The following is a 25,342-nucleotide window of genomic DNA, read 5'->3' on the forward strand; positions in this document are numbered from 1 at the left end:
TTCAAATTTTATACATTCAATAAAACAGAACACCTCATTCGCAAAATCGCAATTTCATTGCTTTCCTTTTGCTCATTGATGTGTACTCACCAAATAAATCTTATTTTAATGTTTAATGCAAGCATTACATTAAACTAAGATTTACTTGGCTCTGTTTTATTGCAACATCACAATAATCATAAGTGCGATAACAAAACCGTAAATAGCTGTTGCCTCTGCAAGGGCACAACCTAAGATTAAGTTCTTCTGAATCTTACCTTCTGCCTCTGGCTGACGAGCGATACCCTCGCATGCCTTACCTGTTGCGATACCAATACCGATACCTGCGCCAAGACCTGTTACTACTGCAATACCTGCACCAATTGCTATAAGTGTGTTCATTTTTAATCCTCCTAAATTTACTCTACTGCTTCTTTAATATACAGTGATGTTAAGAATACGAATACGTATGCCTGAAGCAATCCATCGAATAAGTCGAAGTACAAACTAAATACTGCCGGGATTACTGGTGGACATACAATCTTTAAAAGTTCCATAATTACGAATGCACCAAGTACATTACCAAAAAGTCGCATACATAATGATAGCGGCCTTGTAAACACATCCAATATATTGAATGGTGTAACAATGGCGACTGGCTCTGTGAATTTATGAAGCCATTTCTTTACGCCATTTTGATAAATGCCTGCAAACTCTACTAAAACAATACTCATAAGAGCAAGAGCTGCTGTAACATTTAAATCCTTCGTAGGTGACTTGAATCCGAACAAACCAATAATGTTGGACAATCCTATGTATAGAAGAACCGTTGTAAGATATCCTGTATAAATCTTGCCTTCTTCTCCTAGCATACCACCCACGATTCCTGTAAGCTTTTCGTAAACTAGTTCAGCGAACGCTTGTCTTTTACTAATGTTCTGCGTTTTTAAGTCTCTGGTCAAAAAGATGGCAAGCAGAATTAGCACTGCCATAACAATCCAAGTGACCACTACCGATTCCATAACAGGAATCTCTAAGCTTCCCAGATGGATGGTGAAGACCGTCTCGCAATTTAGCTCTTCAATAAGCCTTTCTGCTAATGACGAACCCACATAAACACCTCCTATTCTTTCTTTGATAGCCCTCATTTTAAACTTTTCTCACAAAAATATAAGATACAAATTAGTCAATCTGTATATCTTTTTAGACTTGACATTAGCTTTGTCTAACCCGCATTAACAATCCATATAATACTGTAAAAGCCCATAGAAATAGAGGCTGGCAAATCATTACCAGCCCCTATTTTTCTCATTTATTCAGCCTCTGAATCATCTTCTCCATTATCTTTAAAGAATAGCATCTCTTCATTAAGCTTAAGAGCAATCTCTTTCAAATCGTCTGCTGAATTTGCTAGACTTGAAACTGTAGCTGATAGCTCTTGTACGGAAGCACCTGTTGTCTCTGAACTAGCTGCATTCTCTTCTGAAATTGCTGAAAGTGATGACATTGCATCTGATACAACATCATTTGATGTAACACAGGTAGATGCACCACCTGCTATATCTCTGATACCAACAACAGTGCCATCAATATCTTCAAGCATACCGTTTACAGATTCAAGAGTGCCACCAATAGCCTCCTGCTGCTCCAGGTTGCCCTGCTTAACCAGATTTGCTGCCGCAACAGCAGCCTCTGCCTGCTTCAAAAGCTCATCCATTTCAACTCGGATGGCCTGTGCCATGCTATCAGAATCATCAGCAAGCTTTCTGATTTCCTCCGCAACTACTGCGAAGCCCTTACCAGCCTCACCAGCACGGGCTGCCTCGATTGAAGCGTTAAGTGAAAGCAGGTTGGTCTGAGAAGCGATACCAGAAATACCTTCTACTCTATCGTTGATATTAGCAACGGCACTCTGTGTAGCGGAAATTGTTCTTGCAATCTCTTCAATCTTTTCTGTCATATCGCTACTAGAATCCTTAAGATTGATAAGTGACTGGCTCGAAGTCTGTGAAGCCTCCTTCATCTTACCAGCAAGGCTTTCTACATTATCTGTTGAATGCTGAACTCCGCCTACAGCATCTGTAATCTTTCCAACATTTTCTGCTGCTTCTTGAATTTCCTCTGCCTGCTGAACTGCACCAGTTGCAATTTCTTGTACTGCATTTGCAACAGTATCTGTTGTTGCGGCAATCTGATTAGCCATATCGGCCAAATCTTCGGATGATGTAGTAACTGTTGCAGCAGAATGCTTTATAGCAGCAACAATAGCCCCTAATTTATCAATAACTGAATTTGTACTTCTTACAATCTCGCCAAATTCATCCTTGCGTTTTGTATAACCATCAATCTTCTTAAATCTACCATCTGCAAGAAGTGTAACAGTGTTTGTAACAGCAACGATTGGGTTTGTAAAGCTTGTTGCAACAAATATAGCAATAATTACACCAATTATCAAAAGAATCGTACCAATAATCACAGTAACTAAAGCAGATTTTACGGCATGTGCCATAATCTCAGAATCCTTTTGTGAAACTGCTACATAATAGCCACTTAATGGTTCTTTAGTCCATGACATATATGTTAGATTTCCATCAAATTTTGATGTAATTAGTCCCTTAGTATCTGATGATGTCATAAACTCATAACCACTAAGATCATATTCATCTTCTGGAGTGATTTCGAACTGTGCATGAGCAACCATCATTCCCTTTCTATCGGCAATGAAACCATCACTAATATTTGAAGCAAGGAATTCATGTAATACATTCAAATCAAAGCTTCGTTGAATTGTTCCTATTACCTGAGTGTGGGCTTCATTATAGATAGGAACACAAATAATAGTGATTCTGTTTCCTACTGACTTACTGACAACTACGTCAGAAATAGCTGGCTTTCCAGTAGAAACTGCTTCCTGAAAATATTCTCTATCGGCAATGTTTGCTAGCTCTTTTCTATCTGCTCTAATGAGCTGTTCTCCAGATGCCTTAGACAAAATGATACTAGAATTACCATCGTTCATATATTCGTTCAGCATATCCATCTGTGCCATCATAGCGCTATCTGGAACTGCCTGCCCTTCCGTTCCATAGGTCTCTAAATATGCAATGGCACTAGGGGATGTAGCGATAGCTTCTAGCATTGAAGTATTCTTTTCGACCATCTCAGAAAATTCCGCCTCAACAACACTTGCTCTAGCACTTAACAAATCCAATGCGTCTTCCTTAGCTTTTCCTGTAGAACTGTTATAGCTAACAATAATTGCGATTAACAATGGCACCGCTACCAATGCCGCCATTAGAGCAATCAGTTTTGTTTTAATACTGTCTTTAACAGCTATGGTACCAGATGTTTTTCTTGATTTTGTCTGCGCTTTCTTACCCATATATATATGCCTCCTTTGCATACAAAAACAACCCATAGCGTAATTCTACAAAATATTTCCGTTATAATTGTGTGACAAGTGTTAAAAGTCTGTGTACAAATCAACATTTTTTACTATTCTCCCCAATAAGATTTCTACATAAAGAAGCTTTTCCTAAAAAAAGAGTAGCCCCGAAGGACAATGTCATTAAGTTAAGATGACATTGTCCCGAAGGACTACTCTTTAACTATTCTGAACGTGAATATATTTTACTTCCTCGAACATATTTATCCGTAATAATTGCGTCTGCATCGTTATAGACCATACGCTCCACACGCTCTCTAACTGACATGTCACGCATTGAATACATCTTGCTGTCATCGATTACAACTGCATCAAAATCGTATCCATCCTTAAATGTACCAACCTTACCAAAGTATTTACCACCACCCATTGTTGCAAGATAGAACATCTCCTCAAATGACAAAGGTTTAACATCAGTATCAACAAGTCTATAGTACATCTTGGATGCCTGCAGTGAAATCAACATAGTCTTAAGCATATTCATAGATGAGCCTGCAGCTACATCTGTACCAAGACCGATGTTGATACCTGCATCTAAGAACTTACGTATTGGAGCAATGCCTGATGCAAGATTCATATTAGAATCCGCGCAGTGGGCAATAAATGCACCATGCTTTTTAAGAATACTCATTTCTCCCTCATCAGAATATACGCAATGAGCCATGATAGTTGGAAGCTCAACTGTGCCCATAGTATCAAAAATCTCGTATGCATTAGCATAGCTTGTTGACGAAGGCACAAGTTCCTTTACCCAGGCAATTTCAGACTGATTTTCTGATAAGTGGGATTGGATTCTAAGCCCCTTCTCAGCTGAAAGCTTACCTAAGCCCTTCATCAGCTCATCTGAGCATGATGGAATGAATCTTGGTGTAAGGATTGGCATAGTATTGGTGTATTTACCTTGGATTTGCTCAAGCCATTCTAATGTAGCCTGAAGTGAGGCATCGGCACTTTCCTCTTCAAGTCCCACTCCACCATTTCTATCCATATTGACCTTACCTACGTAAGTAATTACCCCAGTCTTATCAAGCTGATCCATAAGCTCTATGGTAGCCTCGTTATGAAGTGTTGCAAAAACAACTGCACGAGTAGTAAAGCAACGACGTAAATCCTCAGCAAAATATCCATAAGCCTTACGGGCATAAGATAAATCTGAATACTTAGCCTCTTCCGGAAATGTATATTTACTGAGCCACTCTAAAAGCTCTTCGTCCATACCAATTCCACGGAAAGTGTACTGTGGTGCATGAACGTGTAAATCTGTCATTCCTGGAATGATAAGCTGATTCTTGCAATCCACTAGTGGTAGATTTTCGTAACGCTTTGGAAACTCGCTAAAAGCTCCCTTGCAAATACCATCTACACACACAACATAGCCATCTCTATATGTGACTATACTTTTACTTCCCTCCGAAAAGGCAATGCCTCCGCGAAGCACAAAACTATCTTTATTCATAAAACTCCTAATTGTAAAAATAACTGCTAGCTACGGGAAAGCAAGGCCCATGCAAATTGCCTTCGGCAATGGGCCTGCTGTGGCAAACAGGTTCCTCCCACTAAAGTGGGCCCCTCCTATCTGCTAGCCCTGAAGACCTCTTGCTTGTCTGTCCATATCTTCAACTACGATATCATAGATTTCGCCAAGAGTGCGGCAGTACTCTAAAACCTTCCATGGCTCGTTTGTGTGATAATGAATCTTGATAAGCTCCTCATCGCCTACTGCAAGAAGGCTATCGCCAACAAAATTCTCTGTGATGTAATCGTTGATTTCATCTTCATCAAGGTTCTCACCTTCGATAAGAAGCTGTGTGTCATATCTAAATTCTATTGTCTGTTCTGGTAACATATTTTCCTCCTAATAATCCATTTGCTTTTTAAATGCAAAATAGATTTTATCATATCTTCCTAAAAAAAACATCCTCTCTTGCCAACCATGCAAAAGAGGATGTGAAAAAGTTTATCATTATTATTGTGTCATTTGATCTGGTGTAAGCTGGAATTCCTTAATGATTCCCTTTAACTTATCCGACAAATCTAAGGATTCAATAGCTATTTCGTTAGCGTCGCTTGCAAGCTGAACAATATCAGTTTCCTTGGCAGCCATATCAGTAATACCAGCTGCAGAGTCACCCATCGCACTATTTATATCACCAATAGAATTTTCAATAAGCTCAATAGATTCTGTAAGCTCTGATACGTTAGATGAAATATCCTTCATGGATTCCTCAAAATACTTAGCATCATCATGATACTGATTGAAGCCCTCTTCAAATGCATGATAATCCTTAAGTACCACATTATTCATCAAATCAAGCATCTGTGAAATGCAATCTGCCATGTTCTGGACTGCAGTATTAACATCACCAATAATAGATGAAATATCACCTACAGCAACACCGGTCTGATCTGCAAGGGTTCCAATCTCACCAGCAACAACCGCAAAGCCTTTACCCATTTCACCAGCTCTTGCAGCCTCAATAGAAGCATTTAATGCAAGAAGGTTTGTCTGACTTGCAATAGAGTTAATTGTGTCTGTAAGCTCGTTAATTCTATTAACAGCCTTTGACTCCTCCACTGCGGAATCTGCACGGGCTGAAATCTCCTTAATAGCATTCTGAGTCTTATCACCAGATGTTTTAGCCTGCACCGCAATCTCCTGTGCCTTGCTTTGAATATCGCTGGCAGTCTTCATACCATCAGATGCATTCTGATTTACATTTCTAGCCTTTTCAGTAACTGTATTCATGCTATTGGTAATTGAATCTGTAGTAGCAGTTGTTTCTTCCATAAATGCTGCAAGCTCTTCACTTGTAGCAGAATTAGAAGATGTATTTTGAGAGACATGAGCCATAGTATCCTTAAGGTGGGTTGCTTTGCCATTAAGGTCATCAGATGAGCTATCAAGACGGCCTAAAACCTCTATAAGATTATGTCTCATTCTACGAACTGAACGGGCAATAATACCAAATTCATCTCTTCTTTGGTACAGCTTAAGTGTGGTAGGACGATGGTCGCGCTGTAGATTAAATTCTGTAACTCGCTGCACAATATCCTCGATAACAGCAACAGGCTTAACTACATAGCCTACAACCATATAAGCCAAAAGTGCGATTATTATAAGAACAACAACATATATACCACTAGATGTCTTAACAAAGCTTGCTGTAATCTCAGCTGTAACCTCATCCTGATTCATTACAGCTGCCATAATTCTCTTATCCTTAGTGATATAATATGCAGCAAATTTTTCTACTCCATCAATTGTATACTGTGAATATCCGCTAGTTACATTTTCACCTTTTTGGAGCTTGGCAGATATTTCCTTAACAGCCGTACTCATTGTTTCCTTTCCAACACGTGAGGAATCGGTGCCATGGAAAAGAACTGTTCCAAATTCATCTGTTAAAAGTAAATAGCTGGACTCAAGTCCACCAATTTTTACACCACTAAAAATACTATTGTAATCAGCCTCTGGGGATTCATCCAGTAGCTTACCGTAGGCCGTTGCTTGCTCCTCCATTACATTTAACATGGTAGCTTCCTGATCTGCTACAAATATCTCAAGAGCAATTATTTCTCCAGCAGCAGCAATAATAATCATGCTCACAAGTACCAATAATGCTACTGTAGATTTAATCGACTTAAATCCAGTCATTTTATTGGTATCAATCACTTTTTCGTTTTTTCCCATACTCAAGCTCCTCTCGTTACAAAGTCACACGCTCATAACTATCTAAATTTTACGATAACTGTAATATTTTTCAACACAATACACAGAATTTTTAAAATATCTACCAACTTAACCCGTTATTGTCTAATTATTTGCATAAAAAACAGGAACAACCATAACGGTTGTTCCCAAGTCTTCATATTTCCCTTATAATTTGTCATTACGCTTAATATAAGCAGGCGTCACAGAGTCTGAAACAATCTTCTTAATCTTCTTCACCTCTACCCACTTATCTATTACAGCATTTTCGATATAAACGCCATCTGCAATATCTACATAGGAAAGAATGATGGAATTCTTTACCACAGCTCCCTTTCCAATATGAACATTACGTCCAATGATGGAATTCTCAACTGTTCCTTCTATAAGACCTGCATTACAAACCATAGAATGCTTTACATTAGCCCCATGGAAATACTGGGTAGGACAAGCATCTGTAGTTCTTGTGTAAAATGGCCAATCTGTCTTAAAGAAATCCATTGCAGTCTCGTAATCTAAAAGCTCTGTGTTAGCCTTAAAGTAATCATCCAGACTAGTAATTGCTGCAAAATATCCCTTATGCTGATAGCCTCTTACATCTAGCACTTCACATGCAAGTGCAATCATATCTGCAAGTGAATATGCCGATGATTCTCTCTTTGCCCGCTTTATTAATTCAACAAAAAGTTCTTTTTTCATAACATAGGTATCCATGCTAATCAGTTTTTCCTTAGCGGTGCCCATGTTTCTTTCTATATGCTGTACTCCCTTTTGCTTATTTAAAGTAATTACATTACAGCCTCTAAAATAATCCTTGGCTGAATCTACCTTATGATAAAGAAGTGTAATGTCTCCACCTGATTCTACATGGTCATCTAACAGCTTCTGATAATCCTGCTTATAAACCATATAGCTTGGCGCAACCACCACATAATCCTGTGGCATTCTTTCTATCTGCTCCAGATTCTCAAGGTATGCATTAATATCTGTATTGTAGATAGAGCTGGCACCATTATTCTGAGTAAACAAAAGCTGCAAATTACCACGCTTTGAATTGATATTATAGTGCCTGCCATCTCCAATATGCTCCACTATAGAACGAGGTCGCGAATTTAGATACACATGGATTCTATCAAGTCCACTATTACTCATATTTGATATAGGAAAATCGATAACTCGAAATCTTCCTAGGAAAGAGAATGCTCCGATTGGTCTATAATCATGCAATCCCTCTACTCTAATATAGTTTGCAGCTGAGTTAATCACACCAAATGCTTTATTTGCCATATTAATCCTCCCCCTTTACATTTTTTGCCACGAGAAGGATTTCCTCGCTCTTTTTATTTCCAACTATACAATTCTTACCAATACGAACATTCTCCGCCACAAGAGCCCTTGTAACTACAGCTCCCTCCTCAACAATTACCCCAGGCATCAGCACCGAATCAATTACCTTGGCACCAGGAGCAATCTTTACATTGGTAAAGATAACAGATTTTGTAACCGAGCCACCAATATGCGCCCCCTGATTGATATAGGCATTATCTATCTTTGCAGTCTCAGCAATATACTGAGGGATAATACCATTATCCTCCGTATACACCTTCCATGATGTATCATCCAAATTAAGCTCATTATCACTATCAAGAAGATCCATATTAGCTTCCCAGAGAGAATCAATGGTTCCAACATCCTTCCAATAGCCTGAGAACTCATAAGCGAAAAGACGCTTTCCTCCATCAATCATCTTAGGAATAATATCGTTACCAAAATCATGAGTAGAATCAGGATTTTTCATATCCTCCACAAGTAGCTTTCTCATAGTCTTCCATGTGAAAATATAAATACCCATTGAAGCCAGATTGCTCTTAGGCTTAGCAGGTTTTTCTTCAAATTCTACGATACGGCGCTCGTCATCAGTATTCATAATTCCAAAGCGGCTAGCTTCCTTCATTGGTACGCTTCTAACTGCAATAGTTGCATCAGCATTTTGCTCCTTATGGAAGGTAAGCATCTTATCATAATTCATTTTGTAGATATGATCTCCAGATAACACAAGCAGATATTCCGGATCATACGCATCAATAAAATCAATATTCTGAGAAATCGCATCAGCTGTACCGCGATAAACATCCAGCCCAGAATCAGCCTTTTCTCTAGGTGTCAGTACAAATACGCCACTATCCTTAGTATCAAGTCCCCATCTTCCACCTGCAGCAACATAACTATTCAATAGCACTGATTCATACTGTGTCAGCACACCCACAATATCAATACCACTATTAGCACAATTACTAAGCGGAAAATCAATGATACGGTATTTACCACCATAGGATACCGCAGGCTTAGCAACCTTGTTAGTAAGTTCGTGCAAGCGACTACCTCGGCCGCCAGCCAAAATCATAGCCAGCATGTTGTTTTGAGCCATATTATTACCCCCTTTTTCTTCTTCCTTTACCCTCATCTTACGTATATTTTTATTCTAATAGTTTTGCACAAAAATCTCAACAAATTCCAGAATTTATTGTTAAAAATAACATGTCATTTTTCTGTTGACTTTCTGGCAAAATTCCTGTATTATTATCTTCGTTGCTGAGGCAAACACCTAAGAAAACAACAAATATGGTTCCTTGGTCAAGCGGTTAAGACGTCGCCCTCTCACGGCGAAAACAGCGGTTCGATTCCGCTAGGAACTGCTCAAAGCACTGCAAATCGCAGTGCTTTTTTTGTACCCAGATATCTCACAGACACTTGGTGTTTTTCATAATAGCAGGGGTGCCAATATTAGTATTAATTGCATTCATATTACATTCGCTAAGTAGAATCTAAAAGCAGTTTTTGTATGTTTACGTACCGGCTTCAAGCTCAGTCCTTTTCGCTATCAGCCTTGGGCTGCCGTCCGTGGCAGCCCATACGTAAACATTCAAAACCTGCTTTAATATTCTACTAAGCTCATTACAAAATCATGCAATTAATACTAATATTGCCACCCCTGCTATTACTTTAGGTTGAGTGTGTCTGTGAGATACCTGGGTACAAAAAAAGCCAGTGAGAACTCACTGACTTTTTAGCAATTGCCACCGAACTATTTATTATCCTCTTCAGGCATTACGATGGCGATGTGTACTTCGTCAAGCTGCTTCTGCTCAACTGTTGCAGGAGCGTCCATCATAATATCCTGGGCGTTCTTATTCATAGGGAATGGAATAATCTCACGGATTGATTCCTCACCAGCAATAAGCATAACCATTCTATCAACACCTGGTGCAATACCGCCGTGTGGTGGTGCACCGTATGTAAATGCATTGTACATAGCAGGGAACTTAGCCTTAACATCATCCTCACCAAGACCTACAAGCTTAAATGCTTCAATCATGATTTCTGGGTCGTGGTTACGGATAGCACCTGATGAAAGCTCAACACCGTTACATACTAAATCGTACTGGTATGCAAGGATATCAAGTGGCTTCTGGTTCTTAAGTGCGTCCATACCGCCCTGTGGCATAGAGAATGGGTTGTGGCAGAACTCAAGCTCGCCTGACTCTTCTCCAATTTCGTACATAGGGAAATCTACTATCCAGCAGAATTCGTATGTATCCTTCTTCATGTGACCTTCTGCTGCTGCACCAAGAAGCTTTCTGAATACACCGGCAGTCTTTTGTGCTGTAAGAAGTGGACCTGCTGCAAGACCAACAAAATCACCTGGCTTAAGTGAAAGCTTATCAATAACAGCCTGCTTTCTCTCCTGAAGGAACTTAGCGATACCGCCAACGATTTCTCCATTTTCATCGAGCTTGAACCAGTATGTCTTCTGTGCTGTAGCTACTTCAACCTCAGCTATCATAGCATCAATCTGCTTACGTGTAGCTGAAAGATTATCAACAACGATAGCCTTAACTACATTGCCTTCAAATGGACCAAAGCCGCAGTCAGCCATAACATCTGTAGCATCCTGAAGAACTAAATCAATACGAAGGTCTGGCTTGTCTGAACCGTACTTATCCATAGCCTCAAGATATGGGATTCGTACAAATGGAGCTGTTGAAGCGCTCTTGTATACACCGTATTTTGCAAAGATAGGAGGAAGTACATCCTCGATAACTGCGAAGACATCTTCCTGAGATGCAAATGCCATCTCCATATCAAGCTGATAGAACTCTCCTGGAGAACGATCGGCACGTGCGTCCTCATCGCGGAAGCAAGGAGCTATCTGGAAATATCTATCAAAACCTGATGCCATAAGTATCTGCTTAAACTGCTGTGGTGCCTGAGGAAGGGCGTAGAACTTGCCAGGATGATTACGTGCTGGAACAAGGTAATCACGTGCGCCCTCAGGTGATGAGCATGTAAGAATTGGAGTAGTAATCTCCATGAAATCGTGTGCTATCATAGCTGCTCTAAGCTCTGCTACGATTTTGCTTCTAAGAACGATTTTGCTCTTAACCTCTGGATTACGAAGGTCAAGATAACGATATTTTAAACGTGTATTCTCATCAGCTTCCTTAGAACGATTAATCTCAAATGGAAGCTCGTTGTGAGTACACTTTCCAAGTATTTCAATGCTAGTAGGAACAACCTCTATCTCACCAGTAGGAAGCTCTGTGTTCTTAGATGAACGCTCACGAACTGTACCAGTAACTGAAATAGTAGATTCCTTATTAACAGAATCAATGATAGCCATCATATCCTCTGTCTCTACAACTATCTGTGTAGTGCCATAAAAATCACGAAGGATAACAAAACCAAGATTCTTAGACACTTTTCTAATGTTTTCAAACCAACCAACTAATGTAACTTCTTTGCCAGCATCAGCAAGACGAAGCTCGTTACAATTGTGTGTACGTGACTGAGTCATTTTATATCTCCTCTTCTAATTACAAAACTAGGGCTGCCAGTACCTACTAGCAGCCCTTTTATCATACATCAGAACAAAAATTTATTCAATAACCTACATAGCCAATCTGGCAATCTTCTTATCTGATTTCACACGACCTGTGGCATGTAAGCCTGCCTCCAAAAGCTTAGCCAATTCATCTCTTCCAATAACAAGCTTTGTATCATCATCTAATGTAACAACTACATTGGTTTCACAGGCCACGCAGCTGCCGCCAGGACACCCCTCTTCACAGTCAGCATCAGCGCAAAGATTAGCACAGTTGGTGCAATCCACCTGATACATATTCTTACGGTTGATTACCCCAATTTCCTCAAGAGTGTTCACCATTCTATATACGGTGGCGCTGCCGATATTTTTATCGATTTTGACAGCTTCTCTATAAATTTCCTTAACACATGAAGGATCGCTATTTAAAATAATATCCAAAATAGTAAGACGCTGCTTTGTAATTCGACAGCCTGATTCCCTAAGCTGTTGAATTATAATATCCCTCTGCTCTGTTTCCATTACATCCATTTCACTACCTCAATACTCTTTCTCAGAAAAAAATCCCAGCCCTTATGGGCTGGAAATCTTTGTACCTAGAAACCTGATTAAAATGCAACAAGCGCGGTTGCACCCTAACCTAATAATCAAAGGAGCTTATCCTTAGCGTATTCTCTAACTGCCTTAAAGCTCTCTTTGCTGATTACATGCTCAATACGGCAAGCATCCTCTGCTGCGATTTCCTCGTCAACACCAAGCTTAACTAAAATCTCTGTGATAAGCTCATGTCTTTCAAGAATCATCTCGGCAATTTCCTTACCGGCATCTGTAAGATATATGTATCCAGCCTCTGTAACAGTGATGTGATTCTTCTCTCTAAGATTCTTCATTGCAATGCTGACTGATGACTTTTTAAAATTCAATTCATTCGCAATATCAACAGAACGAACAACTGGTAATCTCTTACTAAGAATCAAAATAGTCTCTAAATAGTTTTCTGCTGACTCATTAACAAATGTTCTCAAAATGTTTTCCTCCTATGATGATAAATGGATTCAAAATTTCAATTGCACACAACCCACTTACAATGAATAGGTTATCACACTTCTCACATTGGTGCAACCTTATAAACTATAGTTAGTTTACCCTAACCCAAAACTTTTTTCAAGTATTCTAAATCAAATATTAAACTTTTCTAAAATAACCTTCCAAACTGTTGACGATAGCCACTTTAGAGTTTAAAGTTCAACTATGAATTGTACAGAACTTCTATTTTTGTGGCAAGCTTATTACAAAAATAGAAAGCTACATTTTCATAAACACTTTATCATAGAAAGGATTAAGCGATGAACGACTTCAGATATAAATTAGCTCGTTTTTTTAGCGGACGTACTGGGGTGGATGCATTAGGAAGAACCTTTACCTGGTTAGCACTTATCCTAATGTTTTTAACAATGATTACCCATTCCAATATTGTATATCTGCTTGCTATGGCATGTCTTATCTATAGTCTATGGAGAATGCTTTCCAAGAACTACCAGAAGCGCTACATGGAAAATGCTAAGTTTTTAGAAAAGACAGCTGGTATTCGTAGTGTTCTTTCGGTGCTGCCTTTCAAGATAAAAACATTTATTAACAAAACTAAAGCCGATTACAATCAGCGAAAGGTATATGCAATATTTAAATGCCCTAGCTGTAAGCAAAAGCTTCGTGCCCCAAAGGGCCGTGGTAAAATCCAGGTAACCTGTAGTAAGTGTCATGCAGTATTTATAAAAAAGGTGTAGATTTGTTTGGATATATTAATGCCGATATGAGGCAACTATCAGAGCAAGACAAAAATAAATACAGGCAGTTTTATTGTGGACTGTGCCTTGCACTTGGTACTAAGGCTGGCTTTAAGGGTCAAATGTTGCTTAACTACGATTTATGTTTTCTTGCAATCCTGTTACAAAGCCTTTATGAACCAGAGATTTCTCAGGGCAAGCATAGATGCATAATTCATCCAGTTAAGCTTAAGGACTTTTACACCAGCGAAGCAATAGACTACGCTGCTGATATGGATATTATTCTTTCCTATCACAGTCTGATGGATAATTATAAGGATGAGCATTCCCAGATTTCTAAGCTTGCAGCCGATTCCATCAAAAAAGACTACGATAGAATCAAGGATAAATATCCTAGGCAAACAGCTGCTGTAGAGGATTACATATATAAATTAAGTATGGCAGAAGCCCAAAGAGAAACCAACATAGACAAAATTTCCAGCTATACAGGCGAAATGCTTGGTACACTTATGAACTGGAAAGATGACAGTTGGGGAAAGACTTTGCATTGCATGGGCTTTCACATGGGCAAGTTCATTTATATTTTAGATGCCTATGATGATTTGAAAAAGGATGAAAAGCATGGTCGCTACAATCCTTTATCTTTTATGAAGAATGAATCGCCAAAGGAATACGAGACATTTGTAAGAATTAATCTTACTTCTCTCATGGCAGAATGCGCCAAGGGCTTTGAGCGATTGCCTATAGTAGATAACGCAGATATACTTCGCAACATCATTTATTCAGGTGTGTGGACCAAATACGAATATCTGCAGATTAAAGAAAAGAAATCCACTCCAAAGGAGAAGCCTTGATGATTGATCCTTATAGTGTCCTTGGCGTAAATAGAGGCGCAAGTGACGAGGAAATCAAAAAAGCATATCGTTCACTTAGTAGAAAATATCATCCTGATGCTAATATTAACAATCCTAACAAAGCACAGGCTGAGGAACGCTTCAAAGAAATCCAAGCTGCCTATAACCAGATTATGGATGAAAGACAAAACGGAAGCTATTCAAGCGGATACGGCTATGGCAACAGCTATAGCGGCTATTCAGGTGGCTTTGGCTATGAAGGTACCGATTCAGGTAACTCTTCTATAGAAATGCAGGCAGCAGCTAATTACATCAATGCAAGGCAATTTGCTCAAGCTATGAATGTACTTAATTCTATCCCTGATAATGCCAGAAATGGCAGATGGTACTTCTTTGCTGCTGTTGCTTCACAGGGGCTAGGAAATCTTAATGATGCAAGAGAATATATTTCTCGCGCCATCGCCTTAGAGCCTAGCAATTTTAGATATAGACAATTTGAGCAAAGCATCAATTTTACCAGTGGTTGGTATGAAACCAGAGGTGCAAGCTACGGTTACTCAAGACCATATTCAGGGGTTACACGTTGGTGCATAAATATGGTAATATTAAACCTGCTTTGCAATATATGTTGTTTCTTTTAAAAGCTTATAACTAGGTCATTCGGACCGTTCATATATTTTCTCCCTTCAAAAGACCCCGCGGGCTTCAGCCACCCGCGGGGTCTTTGTCATTCATTATTAATCATTTTTCTCTTTAGATATTTCCTTTTTCTTTCTTCTAAAAAGAGGTCCTTTCCCCTTTTTCTTACGAACCTTTACAATAATAAATATAACAATGCCAATTATAATTAAGTATGGTAGCAAATAGATTATTGCAATCACTAAATTTTGCAGGAATGTGATAAATCCAGCAAATGAACCGGCAAAAGCATCTGCGAAGCGATTCCATGCTGTATCAGCCTTAACCTCTGAGTATGTGGCTACCTCGCTAATATCAATTGAAACAGTACTGTAATCTATCTGGTCGTCATAGGCTTTTTTCTGAGCTGTGTAGCTTTCAATCTGATACTGAACATCGTTTATTCTATCTTCTATTTCAAGAAGCTCTGTCACATTTTCTGCGTTAGCCTCAAGCTCCTGAAGGCGAGCCAGCTTAGTATTAAGGCTCTTTAATCTTGCCTGAACATCAACATAGCTTGATGTAATATCATCTACACTTTCGCTCTTAGATGTTACTGAGCCTACATCCCCCACGCTAGACATAAATGCTTGATATTTATCAGCAGGAATACGGGCTATCATGCTTGCACTGCGGCTGCCATATTCTGCATTACCATAGGTGGAATTGTTTTCTAAATAACCTCCGTTTTCAGTGACAAGTGCTTTTACCCTGGCAAGGTCATCATCAAACTTCTTAGTTTCTAGCCTTATATTAGAATTATATACTAGTTTTCTGCTGGTATCGTATTCGGATAGGTCTACTTCCTCTCCACCTGCATCCGTGGTGGTATTAGTATCCATGTCATAGGATTCTGCTGTGGTTTCTTCAAACCCAACTGCATCCTTTGCCATAAATGAATTAGTAGCGCCTTCAAGTGTTGCTGCACTATCTGCACTACTTGTTCCCCCACAGGCAGTAGTTGCTAGAACCATACAAGAAATAATTACTGCTAATAGTCTTCTTTTCATAATTACCCCTCACCTTCTTTGTTTGAAATCTCTACCCAACAATGCCGTAATTGGATTTACAAATATATTATCTATGAAATAGGCCGTAATTAGTGAGCCTATTAAGGTTATTAATACTATTAAAACAAATCCAAGCCCTTGATAATATAGAGCGCTAAAATATTTGTATATATATAGCTTAACAGCAAAATTAATTACAAGCATATGAACCAGGATTATTCCATAGCTATATTTACTTATTAACCTGATTAAGTATACGTTCTTCAGCCTATTTTGCAGTTTGAAAAATATAGCCATTATTCCAATAGATGCAGGAATTACAAATGGATACTCACTATCAAAATCATCCGGTAAACCTGTTCGCAATTTAAGATATATTCCAAAGATAATTGCTGCAAATAAGCCTAGTGCTATGGCAATATTATCGTATTTTCTGGTTTCACTTCTACCATACCAATAGCCCATAATAAACATCATAAGCCAAAAACTAAAATGCATTGGCATAGCACTTTCATTGATAATAAACCTTGTAAGTAAATAATATATAAACAGCACTGCCACAAGGGATGTAAGCACAATATAGGGCATATCCTTTAACATATATCGTAAAAAAGGTACTATCACATACAAGGAAATAATGATGTATATGAGCCAAAAATGATATACATTTGCCCCTGTATAATCTGCTGTGATAATCTTTTTGGCAATCTGCCACAGGTTGAGTCCTCCCATAGCATCATACTGCCAGAGATAAAATAGATAATATATGATAAGTGGAATCGCAACCTTAGTTAATCTTTTTCTATAAAAGGTTAATACGCTCTCTTCCTTAAAGCCCAGTAACAATGCCCCAGAAATCATAATAAAAAGGCAATCACCACTGACACCTGTGAAACAGCGAATGTAGTTTAGCACATGGTAGATAATGGTATTTTCCATGCCTTTAGTATTTTCCCAATCAGGCCCAAGTATATGAACGCTTATGATAAAAACTACAGCGATAATTCTAATATAATCATATACCGGCTTACGATTATTCTCAGGAATGGCTAGTGTATTTGGCAGATATCCAGGAGTTTTGTATGACTTAATTACGCTATATATACTAAATCCAACAACGCCAATAGCCACCACCCATAGATTAGCCTTATGGCTTGAAAACAGGCAAGCAAGTACTATCGTTATTAAATCTATTATAAACCAACATACTACCTCTAATGAACCTTTTTTCATCATTATCCTCCATTGTAGCTTCTCCCTTAACCCTCTTTTTACTTTACATCATTACATGTTCAAGATAAAGCCCTCAGTCAAAAACTAAACCATAAAAAAAAGAACCAAGGTGCTTATTTACCTCGGTTCAGTTTCTATCATACACTAATTTACATCTACTTAAAAAACTCTCTCTGGCATATTCTTAGATTGATATTGCATGTCACTTACTTTATACACTGTGACAAAGGCCTTAGGATCAACCTTATCAATAAATGCCATAAGCTTCTGAAACTCACCCTTATCTACGATAGTGATGATTTCATCATGTTCTTCCATTCTGTAAGCACCGGTAACCTTATAAACACTGGCGCCGCTGTGAAGTTCGTTTAAAATATAATCTCTAATCTGTGCTTCGTATGGTGAAACAATGCACACTCTTCTTTTGAGCTTCTGATCAAAGATGAAATGATCAAGCACCATTCCATTTAAATATGTACCAAGTACACTAAGAATAACTGTCTTAGAATCATAAGCAAGTGCTGATGAAAGGGCTATACACATACCTGATATTGACATAGCTTTTCCTAAATCTAAGCGCAAATATTTATTAAGTATCTTTGCAACTATATCAAGTCCACCAGATGAAGCGTTCCTGTTGAAAAGTATTGCACTACCAATGCTTACCACAAATATGTAGCAGACTACATCAAGCGCTGCATCCCCAGTAAGTGATGTGTACTTAGGAAGCATTCTCTCAAACACGCCAATAACTACTGGAAGCAAAATCGATGTATACACCGTCTTATATCCAAACTCTGTTCCACAAGTAAAAAAGCCAACAATTAGCAATATTACATTTAAAACCATGGTAATTGCCGAAACTGAAAATGGAATGAAATTACTAAGCACTATGGCAAATCCCGAAATACTGCTTACTGCTGCATGGCTTGGCATTAGAAAAAAGAAAACTCCTGCACCTATAATAATAATTGCAAATGTAAGTATGCAAATTTCTTTAATAACTGATTTGATATTCATTTATATTATCCGTCCCTCAATATTAATCCTTGTTTTAATTAAGCAACGATTAATAGATTACGGCTTGGATAGGTAAATGTCAAGGGGAATCCCCAATAAAAAAACAGGTAGAGATTTAACCTCTACCTGCAACTTCAACATAACTTAAAGCATAGGCAAATACTTACTGAATTCATTCTTGTCAATTCCAAGTGCTATCATAGCTTGCTCTGCAGTAAGTTTCATGTTTTCCATAAGATTTTTAATATCTATAACCTTAGTTTCTATTTTTCCTTCTTCTCTGCCTTCTTCTCTACCTTCTTCTTTGCCTTCATTACGAATAAGCGCTTCCTCTTCCCATCTTTGCATATATTTAACACCCACTTCCTCACTGGCCTTCACCTGAGAAACTCGATTAATAATCCTATCTAAATTCGGTGAAGATTGTTTATATTCTTCACTTTCATTATATTCAATGAATTTCATCAGCGCAATAAATTCAGGTGATACTTCATCATTATTTTTTCCGTGTGTGTTAATGAAGATACGCTTTGCTCCATCCTCAAGCTTTAAATCAGGATACTCCCTACAAATTTCTTCAAAAGTATAAATATACTTACCCATTCTAAACAAATCAAATGGCATAATCATTATAATTGTAGTGTTTTTGATATTGTTAAAATTAATCTCACCGGGTTCAAGTAATGATGAATCTATTAGTGCCTGATAATATCTAGTTCTCTTAATTAAATCTGCTCTCCATTCCTTCTGCATCTCAGTGTTATAGATTGTAGATTTGTCATCCATAGCAAACACATCTACCCTGATGGAACGCAGCCAAGGAGCAGTCCTAAGTTCCTTCTCTGATTGAGCCTCAGTCAAGAGATTTAATTCTTCATCTCCTAAAATGATTCGCAGCAAAGCCTCATAGGTTTCTTTGTCTTCAATAACTTCGTCGAATAAAAATTTGTCCAATAATGTAAGTTCTTGTAGGGTTTTCAATATAATACCTCCTGTACCCTGTTTTATTTCATACTTATATTATAGAACATGTTTTCTCGAACACAATGTTCGATTCCAACAAATTTTTTCACTTATAAGGTGATGTTCTGGCTATAATAACCAACGGTGCATCCTTTATCTTTCCTTGGAAACCATTTCTTCCCTAATAACCATAGGTAACGATCTAATTCCTTAAGTGAATACATATCAAGTCCATAATACTTTTTAAACTGATGTATAGTTTCAAAAAACATTTATAGTCTCTTAAATCTGAATCTTTGAAATCATAAAATCCATACGCACCTCTAAAGTATTTCAGCATCTTTTCTACATAACTATCGAATATTGCCTATTTCTCTGGCATATGATGACTGCAATACTTAGTTGCAAAGGAATAGAAATAATGCTCTTTTCCCGCAGTCGAAACAGCAAAAATATCCCCATATCCCACCGTAGTAAGTGATATAGTAGCCCAATAAACAGCATCAAAAAAAGATGGAAAGGTTTCAGGTTCAACAGATATAACAACAAGTGCTGATACTAAAATATAGCCAATTGCTAACCCACCAACGACTAATAGTGATTCTTTTTGTTTCTTAAATACGTTCAATATTATTACTATACTTTTTGAATATCTAATTATTTTAAATACGCGAAAAACTCGTAGCGTTCTAAGCAGCCTTAATACCCTTAATATTTTAAAAGCGCCGTTTATTGCAATAAGCGATGGTAATATCGACAAAAGGTCTATTATTGCCATCGGTGTAAATGGGTATATGCAAAAAGACATTGTTTTTCTTTCAAGTTTATAATCTGCAGTGATTAATCGTAGTAAATAATCAACTAAAAATATTATAGTTGAAACATGGTCAAGCACAGCTATATACCCATCAGATTTCTTCAAAGCAATGGGTAATAAACTAAGTACAATAACTATCATCATAATCACATCGTATATTTTACTGATAGTATCATTATCTTCCGCAACTTCTATAATTTCATATATACGCTTTCTCATATAGTTCTCCATTTATCACTAATTCTTACATATTGGGTTATACGATAGGCATTTTCCTAATACTATCTTCTTTTATTACTTGACTTTTTTTCTGATATTTTCACTGAAGGGCTGAAATTTACAGCCCCTCTTTAGCATATTTTGCAAGCAACTCATCTATCTTACGATTGGTGTTATCAATTGCTGAGTTTTGATCCTCTATAATCTTTACCCACAAATCTATGTCTGCATACTTTTTGCGATACCTGGTAGACTTTGGAGTGTCGGATACTACCATCTTTACCTGAGCTTTCTTTTGCTCAAATAGAGGGATAACTACATAATATAGCCTATCATCCTTAAAGCTAAGATAGCCTACTATCTCACCGCCTTTGCTTCTTAAATATAAACGATGCTTTGATACACCAGCCGGATATAGCGCAGTACCTGGCTTTGGTACAGGTGAATTAATATCAAGCTCAACCATTGCATCTATTTTATAGGCGCTGGTATCCATTACAGCAAGTTCATTTAACGTAAGCGTGCTATCAATAAACTGCCCTGTAAGAAGATATGTAATGTCAGCCAGATATTTTTGTTTGATTACTGCTGGCGGTTCAAAAAACAATGTAGGTCTTGCATTATCTATCAATTCTTTGCTAGTCTCATATATACTCTTTAGAAATAAAGAAAACTCCTCGTCTTTGGACCAGACATATTTGCCTCTGGCAATCTCTATAGTGCCTATGCTACTGCCATCATAATCCTCCACCTCATGAAAAATAGGACGAGCACAGTAGGCATTTTTATTTTCCTTGGCATTCCAATTTTTTGTTTTGGTAGCTCTTTTAGTTGTGGACTTCTTCTTGGTGCTATTTGACCTACCACCGCTGCCATCAAAATCCTTCATTATCAGCTCGTAGGCTGAATTAATCTTTGCAGCAAGCTCACTATCATCTGACTCACTATTATCGGGATGATGGTCGTGCATCAGCTTTCTGTATTTCCTTTTTATTGCTCTTTCATCCTCGGTTCCATTTAGCCCTAAGATTTTTCGCGCAGTACTTTTATTCATTTACTTTATAAGCTCCAGTAATAAATCAAGTTATCTTAGTATTTCGTCGATAGTAGATACTGTACTAAAACTACCTGAATGATTAGAAATAATCTCCTTCATAATTGGCAGTTCAAAATAACTGATGTAGCAAATCAAGGTATTGTTCTCCCCTGCTATGGCACCTCTGGAATCCATGATTGTGCAGGTCTTGTTAAGCCTCTTTTTAATGTCTTCGATAATGTTATCAGGGTCTTGGGTGATAATGGTAACCTGCTTAATGGCTTCGAAATGGTCTGTGTAATGATCGATAACAGTGGTAGCCACCACATAAACCAAAAGACTAAGCAATGCCGCTGTCATATCTATCGTGAGAAACACTGTGAAATAAACTAATGCATTGAATGCAAGCAAAACGGGAGTCATGCTATAATTTCGACCTGTTTTATCAGATAGGCGCTTAACAACTATATTGGCTAATATCTCAGAACCATCTATGCATCCACCATTTCGAAGGATAAGGGATAGGCCTGCCCCAAGAATTGCCCCGCCAAAAGCAACTGCAAGGAAATGCTCGGTGTTAAGCTCGAAGGGAATCTCCTCGAAAAAATGGATTCCCAAAGTGTAGGTCAAAGAACCTAATGTAGCTTTGATAGTGAAGCTTTTTCCAAGCACTACGTGTCCTGCTATTATAAAAGGTATAAATACTAAAAATACAAGAGGCGCCAGTGAAAGCCCAGTAAGCTTGCTGATAATGATGGCAACCCCTGCTGTTCCATAATCAATGGCGTCATTTGGCAATATAATCAGTGCGACTGAAAAACTGGCCATTATGGCTCCAACTATAATAAATATGTACTGTAAAATCCCTTGAGTTTTCTTCATATATACCTTTCTTCTGTAAATGTTCTGTAAAATTGATTCTTATAAAAATTATAACTAACAATATTTCCCATATCAACAGATGTGTCTCACGCTTATTGAAAAATATTTTAACAAGTGCTATCTTGTTTATAACGTTATCGCTTTAAAGCGCTAAACTATTATTTATAAGAAAGGATGGAATTATGTTATGAAACAAATCAGTAGCTTTATCGGAAAGTACATGGCTATCATCGTACTTGTAGTCGCAGCGTTGGCTCTTTTTAAGCCAGGCACATGCCTTTGGATTCAGACTAGTTGGATTAACTATCTCCTTATGATAGTAATGTTTGGAATGGGTCTTACAATTAAGCCTGAAGATTTTGTTTTAGTATTCACTCATCCAAAGGATATTCTTATTGGCTGTATTGCCCAATTCACAATAATGCCTCTGCTTGCATTTATACTGGGAAAGACCTTCGGTCTTGAGGCTGGACTTCTTGCAGGTGTTATTCTAGTTGGAACTTGCCCTGGTGGTACATCCAGCAACGTCATCACATATCTTAGCGAAGGTGATGTAGCTCTATCTGTTGGCATGACTAGCGTAAACACTCTTCTTGCTCCACTGCTTACACCTGTTATCACATATTTATTCCTTCGCACAACAGTATCTGTTGATGTGCTTGCTATGTTCCTATCAATTATCAAGGTAGTAATCGTTCCAATCGCACTTGGTTTCGTCATTAACCACTTCTTTGGAAAATTCACTACTAAGGTAAAGGAAGCACTTCCACTTGTTTCTGTGCTTGCAATCACACTGATTGTTGCAGCCGTTGTATCTCACAACTCACAGCAGATTCTTACAACTGGCGCCGTAATCTTTGTAGTGGTAATCCTTCATAATCTTCTTGGTTATGGCTGCGGATTACTCCTTGGAAGAGCCCTTAGGCTTCCACTTGCTAAGAAGAAGGCTCTTTCTGTTGAAATTGGAATGCAAAACTCAGGACTTGCAACCTCTCTTGCAGCCACAGCATTTCCTAATCTTGCAATGGCCACAGTGCCTGGCGCAATCTTTTCTGTATGGCACAACATCTCAGGCGCTTTGCTTGCAAACATCTACCGCAGGATGACTGAGGATAAGGATGTTGCTGTTTTACACAAACTCAGAATCGAAATGTAGATTAATTTATTGTAAATAGCAAAAATCCCACGGCATCAGCCGTGGGATTTCTATTAATCAGCTATAACTTCTTTAAGAATAACTTCATTTCCTGTGACAAGATATGTGTTGCCGCTGCCACAATGTGGACAGGTTTTACCGTGGGCAACTGTTTCGTACTCCTGCTTGCAATCCTCGCAGAAGGTCACAGCCTTAATTGTTTCGCAAGTGAGCTTGCTGCCATCAAGTCTTGGGTACTTTTTCGCATTCCAAGCCCAGCAGTCAATCAAATAATCTGGAATGACTGTGGAAACCTCACCGATTGAGAGCACTACCTCATTGATGTGCTCAGCGTTGTTCTCAATAGCAACTTCCTCTACCTGTTTCGCTACATGAAACACAATACCTAATTCATGCATTATTTATACTTCCTCTCTAACTCTAAGCCACCTTGAGCTGACTTTTACACCCTACTTTATCATATTTTCCATAATAAGTCACACCTTATTTCTGGGCTGAGAAATGCAGTTCACGTAAGCCCTCCACTTCATCGCAAATCTTTTGCAGTGAACATGAGCCGCAGTCCATTATTACATTCTTAAAGATATGATCAATTGTACCAGTGATATCTTCAAGATGCTTTGCCTGCTGAAGCAGCCCATTATAATTAACGTCTTTAGCAGTTATAAATATAAGCTTTACAGCTTCAATATTTTTGTTTTCATGATAGGTATCAATAAATAGTTTGCCTACTTTAGCAAAATCTAATCCTTTTTCTATAGCTTCTTTGCCCACACGAACCGGTTCTCTATTGTTAGATGCAGATATACGTGTCATATAACCTTCAGGATTAATATGATACCTGACATATTCAATTTTTCTAATAGCATTATAAAGTGTGTTGCCATCACCAAGACTGTCCTCTGCCACCTTTATGATTGCAATTCTCGCATAGGGTATATCTTCCTTTATCTCGTTAAGGTCTGGCCCAATCAAAAATACTTCATCCGTATTTACGAATTCATCATTACATGTAACAGCCATAGCGCTTACCGCTGGAAATATACCTCCACCAAGCTCATAAGCCATATCTGCCCTCAGAATAAGATTGTGGTCCCCCACATCCTTCCAATCCGCATTTACGATATCAAGCTTCTTAGCTGTACTCATATCAATACCAGCAAGCAACTCCTTAATGCTTTCATCATATAGCTTCATTAGATTTTTCTATCTCTCTTAATCTTGTCATAATGCTTCTCAAGTAAAGGCTGGATAGCGCTTGTGAGCTTCATATCCAGGTTGAAGAAATATACAATTAGAGAAAGCACAAACAAACACAATAATACGATTGCGATAATTAATAAAATTTTTAACATACTTTTCCCTCATCAGCGGCACCCCCAAGTACTCCGTGCTCCCGCAAGCCATCTCCCATTGGAGTCAAGGGAACCTCCCTAAAGGGTCCCTCCTTAACTCCATGGGGCCCTCTTGCTCGCGCTTGCCTAGGTTGTGATGCCGCTAACATACTTAAGTGAGCTTTGTAGGTAACAATTATGTATGTTACTCAAGGAGCCAATCTCGCGACGGAGTAATATACATAATTGTTACCGTAACAAAGCGGAGTTTATTAGTTGTTTCCTTTTTGACGTGCGAATTCTGCGGCGCCGAGAGCTCCCATTAGCTGTGGGTCAATTGG

Annotated in this window: 25 protein-coding genes and 1 tRNA gene; 5 read left to right on the forward strand and 21 right to left on the reverse strand. The window is 38.3% G+C overall.

Annotation, left to right across the window (positions count from 1 at the left end):
* Positions 1 to 156 precede the first annotated feature (156 nt).
* The 8 genes from atpE to IJ535_RS07655 form a co-directional block, all read right to left on the reverse strand.
* Positions 157 to 381 (reverse strand): ATP synthase F0 subunit C, encoded by a 225-nt coding sequence (gene atpE / locus IJ535_RS07620; protein WP_028248524.1) that lies wholly within the window; start codon positions 379 to 381, stop codon positions 157 to 159.
* Between the two features lie 17 nt (positions 382 to 398).
* Positions 399 to 1,127 carry a F0F1 ATP synthase subunit A gene (locus IJ535_RS07625; RefSeq protein ID WP_294300886.1) on the reverse strand — a complete coding sequence of 243 codons (729 nt, stop codon included), beginning with the start codon at positions 1,125 to 1,127 and terminating at the stop codon, positions 399 to 401.
* A 164-nt stretch (positions 1,128 to 1,291) separates the two neighbouring features.
* Positions 1,292 to 3,361, reverse strand: a complete 2,070-nt coding sequence (locus tag IJ535_RS07630) for a methyl-accepting chemotaxis protein (protein ID WP_294300889.1) — start codon at positions 3,359 to 3,361, stop codon at positions 1,292 to 1,294.
* A 226-nt stretch (positions 3,362 to 3,587) separates the two neighbouring features.
* Positions 3,588 to 4,880 carry an amidohydrolase family protein gene (locus tag IJ535_RS07635; protein ID WP_294300891.1) on the reverse strand — a complete coding sequence of 431 codons (1,293 nt, stop codon included), beginning with the start codon at positions 4,878 to 4,880 and terminating at the stop codon, positions 3,588 to 3,590.
* Between the two features lie 123 nt (positions 4,881 to 5,003).
* Complete coding sequence (locus IJ535_RS07640; RefSeq protein ID WP_294292950.1) at positions 5,004 to 5,270, reverse strand: kinase to dihydroxyacetone kinase; 267 nt, start codon at positions 5,268 to 5,270, stop codon at positions 5,004 to 5,006.
* Positions 5,271 to 5,390: 120 nt separating this feature from the next.
* Positions 5,391 to 7,115, reverse strand: coding sequence for a methyl-accepting chemotaxis protein (locus IJ535_RS07645; RefSeq protein WP_294300894.1), 1,725 nt, complete (start codon positions 7,113 to 7,115; stop codon positions 5,391 to 5,393).
* A gap of 186 nt (positions 7,116 to 7,301) precedes the next feature.
* Positions 7,302 to 8,420 (reverse strand): glucose-1-phosphate adenylyltransferase subunit GlgD, encoded by a 1,119-nt coding sequence (glgD, locus tag IJ535_RS07650; protein ID WP_294290318.1) that lies wholly within the window; start codon positions 8,418 to 8,420, stop codon positions 7,302 to 7,304.
* 1 nt (position 8,421) lies between these two features.
* Positions 8,422 to 9,561: a glucose-1-phosphate adenylyltransferase gene (locus IJ535_RS07655; protein ID WP_294290321.1), complete on the reverse strand. Its 1,140-nt coding sequence runs from the start codon at positions 9,559 to 9,561 to the stop codon at positions 8,422 to 8,424.
* Positions 9,562 to 9,757: 196 nt separating this feature from the next.
* On the opposite strand from IJ535_RS07655, the gene IJ535_RS07660 reads away from it, so the two are divergent.
* Positions 9,758 to 9,829, forward strand: a tRNA-Glu gene (locus IJ535_RS07660).
* Between the two features lie 389 nt (positions 9,830 to 10,218).
* Here IJ535_RS07660 and aspS read toward each other — a convergent pair.
* The 3 genes from aspS to IJ535_RS07675 form a co-directional block, all read right to left on the reverse strand.
* Positions 10,219 to 11,988: an aspartate--tRNA ligase gene (aspS, locus tag IJ535_RS07665; protein ID WP_294300897.1), complete on the reverse strand. Its 1,770-nt coding sequence runs from the start codon at positions 11,986 to 11,988 to the stop codon at positions 10,219 to 10,221.
* Positions 11,989 to 12,081: 93 nt separating this feature from the next.
* Positions 12,082 to 12,546 (reverse strand): Fur family transcriptional regulator, encoded by a 465-nt coding sequence (locus tag IJ535_RS07670; protein ID WP_294300900.1) that lies wholly within the window; start codon positions 12,544 to 12,546, stop codon positions 12,082 to 12,084.
* A 116-nt stretch (positions 12,547 to 12,662) separates the two neighbouring features.
* Entirely contained in the window at positions 12,663 to 13,040 is a 378-nt protein-coding gene (locus IJ535_RS07675; RefSeq protein WP_294295641.1) for a metal-dependent transcriptional regulator, read from the reverse strand.
* Positions 13,041 to 13,361: 321 nt separating this feature from the next.
* On the opposite strand from IJ535_RS07675, the gene IJ535_RS07680 reads away from it, so the two are divergent.
* From IJ535_RS07680 to IJ535_RS07690, 3 genes are read left to right on the forward strand one after another with little or no spacing between them, the layout of a single operon-like run.
* Entirely contained in the window at positions 13,362 to 13,799 is a 438-nt protein-coding gene (locus tag IJ535_RS07680; RefSeq protein ID WP_294295642.1) for a hypothetical protein, read from the forward strand.
* The gene (locus tag IJ535_RS07685; protein WP_294300905.1) at positions 13,769 to 14,653 is read left to right on the forward strand and encodes a DUF5685 family protein; all 885 of its coding nucleotides are present in this window, start codon (positions 13,769 to 13,771) and stop codon (positions 14,651 to 14,653) included. The genes IJ535_RS07680 and IJ535_RS07685 overlap by 31 nt, the downstream gene beginning before the upstream one ends.
* On the forward strand, positions 14,653 to 15,294 hold the full coding sequence (locus IJ535_RS07690) for a J domain-containing protein (RefSeq protein ID WP_294295644.1): 642 nt from the start codon (positions 14,653 to 14,655) through the stop codon (positions 15,292 to 15,294). The genes IJ535_RS07685 and IJ535_RS07690 overlap by 1 nt, the downstream gene beginning before the upstream one ends.
* Before the next feature lie 96 nt (positions 15,295 to 15,390).
* Here IJ535_RS07690 and IJ535_RS07695 read toward each other — a convergent pair whose 3' ends face one another.
* The 7 genes from IJ535_RS07695 to IJ535_RS07725 form a co-directional block, all read right to left on the reverse strand.
* Positions 15,391 to 16,341 carry a DUF4349 domain-containing protein gene (locus IJ535_RS07695; RefSeq protein ID WP_294300907.1) on the reverse strand — a complete coding sequence of 317 codons (951 nt, stop codon included), beginning with the start codon at positions 16,339 to 16,341 and terminating at the stop codon, positions 15,391 to 15,393.
* A 9-nt stretch (positions 16,342 to 16,350) separates the two neighbouring features.
* Positions 16,351 to 17,574, reverse strand: a complete 1,224-nt coding sequence (locus IJ535_RS07700) for an acyltransferase (protein WP_294300910.1) — start codon at positions 17,572 to 17,574, stop codon at positions 16,351 to 16,353.
* Positions 17,575 to 17,733: 159 nt separating this feature from the next.
* Positions 17,734 to 18,594 carry a YitT family protein gene (locus IJ535_RS07705; protein ID WP_294300911.1) on the reverse strand — a complete coding sequence of 287 codons (861 nt, stop codon included), beginning with the start codon at positions 18,592 to 18,594 and terminating at the stop codon, positions 17,734 to 17,736.
* Positions 18,595 to 18,738: 144 nt separating this feature from the next.
* Positions 18,739 to 19,575 carry an Rpn family recombination-promoting nuclease/putative transposase gene (locus tag IJ535_RS07710; protein WP_294300914.1) on the reverse strand — a complete coding sequence of 279 codons (837 nt, stop codon included), beginning with the start codon at positions 19,573 to 19,575 and terminating at the stop codon, positions 18,739 to 18,741.
* A 349-nt stretch (positions 19,576 to 19,924) separates the two neighbouring features.
* Positions 19,925 to 20,593 carry an ion transporter gene (locus IJ535_RS07715; RefSeq protein ID WP_294300917.1) on the reverse strand — a complete coding sequence of 223 codons (669 nt, stop codon included), beginning with the start codon at positions 20,591 to 20,593 and terminating at the stop codon, positions 19,925 to 19,927.
* Between the two features lie 118 nt (positions 20,594 to 20,711).
* Positions 20,712 to 21,647 (reverse strand): J domain-containing protein, encoded by a 936-nt coding sequence (locus IJ535_RS07720; RefSeq protein WP_294300919.1) that lies wholly within the window; start codon positions 21,645 to 21,647, stop codon positions 20,712 to 20,714.
* Positions 21,648 to 21,677: 30 nt separating this feature from the next.
* Positions 21,678 to 22,511, reverse strand: coding sequence for a YitT family protein (locus IJ535_RS07725; RefSeq protein WP_294300921.1), 834 nt, complete (start codon positions 22,509 to 22,511; stop codon positions 21,678 to 21,680).
* Between the two features lie 187 nt (positions 22,512 to 22,698).
* On the opposite strand from IJ535_RS07725, the gene IJ535_RS07730 reads away from it, so the two are divergent.
* Positions 22,699 to 23,667: a bile acid:sodium symporter family protein gene (locus IJ535_RS07730; RefSeq protein WP_294300924.1), complete on the forward strand. Its 969-nt coding sequence runs from the start codon at positions 22,699 to 22,701 to the stop codon at positions 23,665 to 23,667.
* Between the two features lie 53 nt (positions 23,668 to 23,720).
* On the opposite strand, the gene IJ535_RS07735 is transcribed toward IJ535_RS07730, so the two are convergent.
* The 3 genes from IJ535_RS07735 to IJ535_RS07745 all read right to left on the reverse strand — a co-directional run bounded on the left by IJ535_RS07735 (position 23,721) and on the right by IJ535_RS07745 (position 25,022).
* Positions 23,721 to 24,065, reverse strand: a complete 345-nt coding sequence (locus IJ535_RS07735) for a hydrogenase maturation nickel metallochaperone HypA (protein ID WP_028243097.1) — start codon at positions 24,063 to 24,065, stop codon at positions 23,721 to 23,723.
* 85 nt (positions 24,066 to 24,150) lie between these two features.
* Positions 24,151 to 24,864 (reverse strand): carbon monoxide dehydrogenase, encoded by a 714-nt coding sequence (locus tag IJ535_RS07740; RefSeq protein ID WP_294300927.1) that lies wholly within the window; start codon positions 24,862 to 24,864, stop codon positions 24,151 to 24,153.
* Entirely contained in the window at positions 24,864 to 25,022 is a 159-nt protein-coding gene (locus IJ535_RS07745) for a hypothetical protein (RefSeq protein ID WP_294300929.1), read from the reverse strand. Before IJ535_RS07745 ends, IJ535_RS07740 begins: the two co-directional genes overlap by 1 nt.
* Positions 25,023 to 25,342: the final 320 nt, after the last annotated feature.

Source organism: Pseudobutyrivibrio sp. (assembly GCF_017471675.1).
Lineage (GTDB): Bacteria > Bacillota > Clostridia > Lachnospirales > Lachnospiraceae > Pseudobutyrivibrio.